Below are 5,565 nucleotides of genomic sequence, written 5' to 3'. Positions count from 1 at the left end.
CGTCACCGGCCTGCAGGGGCTCGCCGTCTCCATGCCGGTCGCCGGGCTGGTCAGCGCCGCGGTGGCGGCCGTGACGGTGCCGGGGCTGGTGTCGGTGCTCACCGGGCCGGTGCTGCTCGCGGGTCTGGGCCTGGCCCTGCTGCTGCCGGTCGTGCCGTTCGCCTTCGAGATGCTCTCGCTGCGCCGCCTCACCACGGCCGCCTTCGGCACGCTCATGGCGCTGGAACCGGCGATCGCCCTGCTCGTGGGGGCTGTGGTGCTCGGTCAGCTCCCGCGCCCGCTCGGTGTGCTCGGGATCGTGCTGGTGGTGACAGCGGGCATCGGCGCGGCCCGCGCCGGGGGACGCGGGCCCGCCGAGGAGCCGGCCGCGGAGCCGCTCGCGGCCCTCACGCCCGGCGCCGACCGCTCCGGTTGACCAGGAGCACACCACGCAGGTCGGCGGCCCGTCGGACCTGCGTGGTGTGCCCGTCGTCGTGGGTGGGGCGGGATCAGCCGCCGGACCCGACGGTCGCCACGGCGTCGTCGACCCGCTCCGCGAGGGCCACGTCGAGCTCGGTGACGACCTGCAGGCTCTCCGTGCGGGCGCGCAGCGTCAGCGAAGTCGGGGTCCGCTCGACGACCCGGACCCGGTGGGCCAGCTCGCGTTCGGCGCGGTGGACACGCTCGAGGAGGAGGTCGATCCGTTCGGTGGGCAGCGCGATCGTGCGCTCGATGCCCGTGGCGTCCCCGCTCCAGTCGACCAGGCGCGACAGGGCGCGGTCGACGTCCTCGGGGCCGAGGGGCCGCGAGCGGTCCTGCGCGGCACCGGAGGCGGCGTCGGGGGGCAGCGCGGGCCCGCCGTCGGGCTCGGCGTCGTCGGGCAGGACCAGGGCGACCCGGCGGCCCAGCTCCGGCTCCTCGGCGGTGAGCTGGTCGACGACCGCGGCGAGCACGTACCGCGCCCGCTCCGGGGTCCAGCCGGTGCGGCGCGCGATCCCGTCGACGACCGTGGCGTCGCCGGCTCCATCGCCGGCGCCACCCTGGTCGAGCCCGGACTCCTGCTCGAGCAGGGTGGGCAGGGCCCGGGCGAGGGCGTCGCGGTCGTCGGCGGGCAGGTGCTCGGACAGGGCGGCGAGGGCGGCGGTGGCGCCGAGGCGGGCGTCGTCGGTCTGCTCACCCGCGCGGGTGGCCACTCCACTGAGGAACTCCTGGTGTCGCATGGACCGGGCCTACCCGCTCGACGGCGGCCCGCACTCGCCCGGTCAGACCGTGAGCGCCTCGTACGCGGCGGTGAGGTCCTCCGTGCTCGGGCCCTCCAGGCGACCGGGCCGGGCGAGGCCGTCGAGGACGACGAAGCGCAGCAGCGCACCGCGGCTCTTCTTGTCGATCCGCATGTACTCGATCAGCTCGGGCAACGCGCCGGCCTCGTACCGGGTCGGCAGGCCGACCGAGGCGAGGACGTCGCGGTGGCGGTCTGCGGTGGCGTCGTCGAGACGCCGGGCCCGGCGAGCGAGCTCGGCGACGAAGACGAGCCCCACGCTGACGGCCTCGCCGTGGCGCCAGCGGTAGCGCTCCCGGCGCTCGACGGCGTGCCCCAGGGTGTGCCCGTAGTTGAGGATCTCGCGCAGGTGGGACTCGCGCAGGTCGGCGGCCACGACCTCGGCCTTGACGCGCACCGACCGGACCACGAGCTCCGCGAGCACCGGCCCGGCCGGGTCGAGCGCGGCCTTCGGGTCGGCCTCGACCAGGGCGAGGATCTCGGGGTCGGCGATGAACCCGGTCTTGAGCACCTCGGCCATGCCCGCCGCGATCTCCTCGGCGCCGACCGTGGTGAGGGTGTCGAGGTCCGCGATCACCGCGGCGGGCTCGTGGAAGGCGCCCACGAGGTTCTTGCCGGCGCCGGTGTTGATCCCGGTCTTCCCGCCGACGGCCGCGTCGACCATCGCGAGCAGCGTCGTCGGGACGTGGACCACCCGCACGCCGCGCATCCAGCCGGCCGCGACGAACCCGCCGAGGTCGGTGGCCGCTCCCCCGCCGACGGCGACGACGGCGTCGGAGCGCGTCAGCCCGATCCGCCCGAGGGCGTCCCAGCAGGCCCCGGCCGTGGTGAGGTCCTTGCCGTCCTCGCCGTCGGGCAGCGGGACGGGGTGCACGTCGGCGCCCGCCGCCGTCAGGCCGTCCGCCACGCCGCGCGCGACCGGCTCGACGGCGGGCTGGTGCAGGACCGCGACGCGGGCCGCCCCGGCGAGCGCTCCGCCGTCCGCGAGGGCCGCGGCCACTGTGCCGGTGATCCCGCGGCCGACGACGACGTCGTAGGGGCTGCCGGACGCGACCCGGACCGTCGTCGGGCCGGTCGGCTCAGCCACGGTGACCGGCCGGGGACGCATCCGGGGCGCCGGCCAGGGCCGTGTGCACGGCCTCGGCGACCTCGTCGGGCGTGCTGTCGTCGGTCGCGAACTCGTGCACGGCGACCGAGCGGTAGACCGGCAGCCGCTCCGCGAGCAGGGCCGCGAACGTGGCCCGCGGGTTGACCCCGGCGAGCAGCGGGCGGGCGGTGGACAGGCCGGTGCGGCGCACCCCGGCCGCCAGCCCGACGGTCAGCAGCACCACGGGGTGCCCCGCCAGGGCCTCCCGGGTCTCCGGGGCGAGGACCGCTCCCCCGCCCAGGGCGAGCACCCCGGCATGGGTGGCGAGGGCCTCGGCCACCGCCTCGCGCTCGAGCGCCCGGAACGCGGGCTCGCCGTCGCCGGTGAAGATGTCGGCGATGGCCCGGCCGGCGTGGGCCTCCACCAGGTCGTCGGTGTCGGCGAACGCCACGCCCCACCGCTCGGCCAGCAGCCGCCCCACGGTGCTCTTCCCCGCCCCGGGCGGGCCGACGAGCACGACGGCCGGACTCACGGCCGGTTCCCGACCGCGCGCAGCGGGTCGATCGCGTCGCGGTAGGCGGCGGCGTTGCGGGCGGTCTCGGCCAGCGAGTCCCCGCCGAACTTCTCCAGCGCCGCGTCCGCGAGGACGAGGGCCACCAGGGCCTCGGCCACGACACCGGCCGCGGGCACCGCGCACACGTCCGAGCGCTGGTGGTGGGCGGTGGTGGCCTCACCCGTGGCGAGGTCGACGGTGCGCAGCGCGCGCGGCACCGTCGAGATCGGCTTCATCGCCACCCGGGCCCGCAGCGGCTCGCCGTTGGTCATGCCGCCCTCGATGCCGCCGGCGCGGTTGGAGGCGCGCTCGAGACCGGACGTGTCGGAGGGGTCGATCTCGTCGTGCGCGGCGGAGCCGCGGCGGCGCGCGGTGGTGAACCCGTCGCCGATCTCGACGCCCTTCATGGCCTGGATGCCCATGAGCGCCCCGGCGAGCCGGGCGTCGAGGCGGCGGTCGGCCTGCACGTAGGAGCCCAGCCCGACCGGCAGGCCGTGCGCCACGACCTCCACCACCCCGCCCAGGGTGTCGCCGTCCTCCTTCGCGGCGTCGACCTCGGCCACCATCGCCGCGGTCGAGGCCTCGTCCACGGCCCGGACCGGGGAGGCGTCGATGCGCTCGCCGTCGCCGGGCCTCGGGATCGCGCCCTCGGTGGCCTCCGCGGTACCCAGCGACACGACGTGGGACAGGACCTCCACCCCGAGCGCCTGCGCGAGGAACGCCTTCGCGACGGCGCCGAGCGCGACCTTCGCGGCGGTCTCGCGGGCCGAGGCGCGCTCGAGCACCGGGCGCGACTCCTCGAACCCGTACTTGGTCATGCCCGCGAGGTCGGCGTGCCCGGGCCGCGGCCGGGTCAGCGGCGCGTTGCGGGCACGACCCTCCAGCACCTCCGGGTCGACGGGGTCCGCGGCCATCACGGTCTCCCACTTCGGCCACTCGGAGTTGCCGATCCGCATCGCGACCGGGCCGCCCTGCGTGAGGCCGTGGCGGACACCGCCCAGGATCTCCAGCTCGTCGGCCTCGAAGCTCATCCGGGCGCCCCGGCCGTAGCCCAGGCGCCGGCGCGCGAGCTCCGCGGCGACCTCCTTGGAGGACACCGAGACGCCCGCGACCATGCCCTCGAGCACGGCCATCAGGGCCGGACCGTGCGACTCACCCGCCGTCAACCACCGCAGCACCCCGCCATCGTTCCACGTCCCCCGCACGGCCCTCACCCTCCCGCCAGGAGCAGGAGCCAGCTCACCGCGAGCAACGCCGGTCCGAGGGGCACCGCGCGGCGTCGCGAGACCCCCGCGACGACGACGAGGGCGAGCGCCGCGCCGACCGGCGCCGCCGCCAGGGCCCACCACCCGGCGGCCGCCAACGGTCCGCCGAGCGCCGCGGCGAGCTTCACGTCCCCGCCGCCCAGCGCGCCCGGCACCGCGAGCGCCACGGCCGCGTGCAGGCCGCCCAGCACCGCCGCGCCGGCGAGCCCGGTGAGCACCGAGCCCGACGGCATAAGCGCCCCGAGCCCGAGCACGAGCGCGGACCCGGTGAGCATGTCGGGCAGCCGGCCGACGAGCACGTCGGTCGCCGACCCGGCCACCGAGAGCACCGTCACGACGAGCAGCACCGGGACCCGCGCCGGCGCCACCAGCCCGACCACCGCCGCCGTCGCGACCACCCCGCACCCGAACGCCGACCCGAGCACCGACCAGCCAGCCGGCACCAGCACCGGGCGCCGGACCCGCGCGAGCCCCGCCCGCACGCCCGCCCCGACGGCGGCGCCCGCGACGAGCGGGACCACGACGCCGAGCAGGACGCCGAGCGGGAGGTGTCCGGTCACACCAGAGACCGTGCGCCGCCGGACCCGGCGCCGTCACCTCCCGCGGGGACGGCCTGTGGACGACCGGGCCCAGGATGCCGGTGGGGACGGCGCGCTACGGCGGACGGACCTCGAACCCCGTCGCACGGACCAGCGCCCGATGCATCACCGCACGAGGCGCGGGCCGCCCGGTGAACTGCTCGACCTGCCCGAACGCCTGGTGGAGCAGCATGTCGAGGCCGGTCGCCACCGCGAGCCCCCGCCGGGCCGCCGCGGCCGCCAGCGGTGTCGGCCACGGGTGGTACACCGCGTCCAGCACGACGGCGTGGGCCGGGAGCCCCGCGACCAGGTGCTCGGCGAGCTCGTCGTCGACCGCGCCCGCCGGGGTGGTGTTGATCACGGCCTTCGCGCGGGCCAGGTCGACCTCGCCGATCGCGTCGAACGTCCGCACCAGGAGGCGCATGCCGTACGCATCGACCACCGCAGCGGTCTCGGAGGCCCGCGACGGCTCGCGCACGACGAGCTGGACGTCCTCGTTGCCGATCTCGTACAGCGCACCGACCGCCGCCGACGCCGTCGCGCCCGCACCGAGCACGACGACGTGGTGCAGTCCGGCGGCGAGCGGGGCCGGCTGCCGGATCCCCGCTCCGCGCAGCGCACCGGCGATCCCGTCGACGTCGGTGCAGTCCGCGGCCCAGCCGTCCCCTGCCCGGACCAGCGTGTTCGCCACCCCGAGCCGCCGCGCCCGCGTCGACGCGCTCGCCGCGACCGCCAGCGCGGCCTTCTTCCCGGGCATCGTCACCGAGAGCCCGACCCAGTCCGCGTCGAGGCCGCCGACGAGCCCGGGGAGCGTCGCGGCGTCG

Annotated in this window: 7 protein-coding genes; 1 reads left to right on the top strand and 6 read right to left on the bottom strand. The window is 77.4% G+C overall.

Annotated elements, in window-relative coordinates; genetic code table 11:
- Window positions 1–415, top strand: a 415-nt coding sequence (locus tag AC0CYZ_RS32080) for a DMT family transporter (protein ID WP_472222388.1), incomplete at its 5' end; no start/stop codon positions are given.
- A 73-nt stretch (window positions 416–488) separates the two neighbouring features.
- Here AC0CYZ_RS32080 and AC0CYZ_RS32075 read toward each other — a convergent pair.
- The 6 genes from AC0CYZ_RS32075 to AC0CYZ_RS32050 form a co-directional block, all read right to left on the bottom strand.
- A complete protein-coding gene (locus AC0CYZ_RS32075) occupies window positions 489–1,199 on the bottom strand; it encodes a DUF2267 domain-containing protein (protein WP_472222386.1) in 711 nt (236 codons plus the stop codon).
- A gap of 42 nt (window positions 1,200–1,241) precedes the next feature.
- The gene (gene aroB / locus AC0CYZ_RS32070) at window positions 1,242–2,345 is read right to left on the bottom strand and encodes a 3-dehydroquinate synthase (RefSeq protein ID WP_472222384.1); all 1,104 of its coding nucleotides are present in this window, start codon (window positions 2,343–2,345) and stop codon (window positions 1,242–1,244) included.
- Window positions 2,338–2,877, bottom strand: a complete 540-nt coding sequence (locus AC0CYZ_RS32065) for a shikimate kinase (RefSeq protein WP_472222382.1) — start codon at window positions 2,875–2,877, stop codon at window positions 2,338–2,340. Before AC0CYZ_RS32065 ends, aroB begins: the two co-directional genes overlap by 8 nt.
- Window positions 2,874–4,076 (bottom strand): chorismate synthase, encoded by a 1,203-nt coding sequence (gene aroC / locus AC0CYZ_RS32060; RefSeq protein ID WP_472222390.1) that lies wholly within the window; start codon window positions 4,074–4,076, stop codon window positions 2,874–2,876. The genes AC0CYZ_RS32065 and aroC overlap by 4 nt, the downstream gene beginning before the upstream one ends.
- Window positions 4,077–4,108: 32 nt before the next feature.
- Window positions 4,109–4,723 carry a prepilin peptidase gene (locus AC0CYZ_RS32055; RefSeq protein ID WP_472222380.1) on the bottom strand — a complete coding sequence of 205 codons (615 nt, stop codon included), beginning with the start codon at window positions 4,721–4,723 and terminating at the stop codon, window positions 4,109–4,111.
- A gap of 94 nt (window positions 4,724–4,817) precedes the next feature.
- Window positions 4,818–5,565 (bottom strand): shikimate dehydrogenase (locus tag AC0CYZ_RS32050; RefSeq protein ID WP_472222378.1); only part of this gene is annotated, 748 nt, incomplete at its 5' end.

This window comes from Actinomycetospora sp. (assembly GCF_055612215.1).
Note: the sequence above shows the minus strand (reverse complement) of the source record. Positions and strands in the feature narration are given on the sequence as shown.

Coding starts and splice junctions, on each gene's coding strand:
- AC0CYZ_RS32075 (WP_472222386.1), bottom strand. CDS start 1,199: ATGCGACACCAGGAGTTCCTCAGTGGAGTGGCCACCCGCGCGGGTGAG.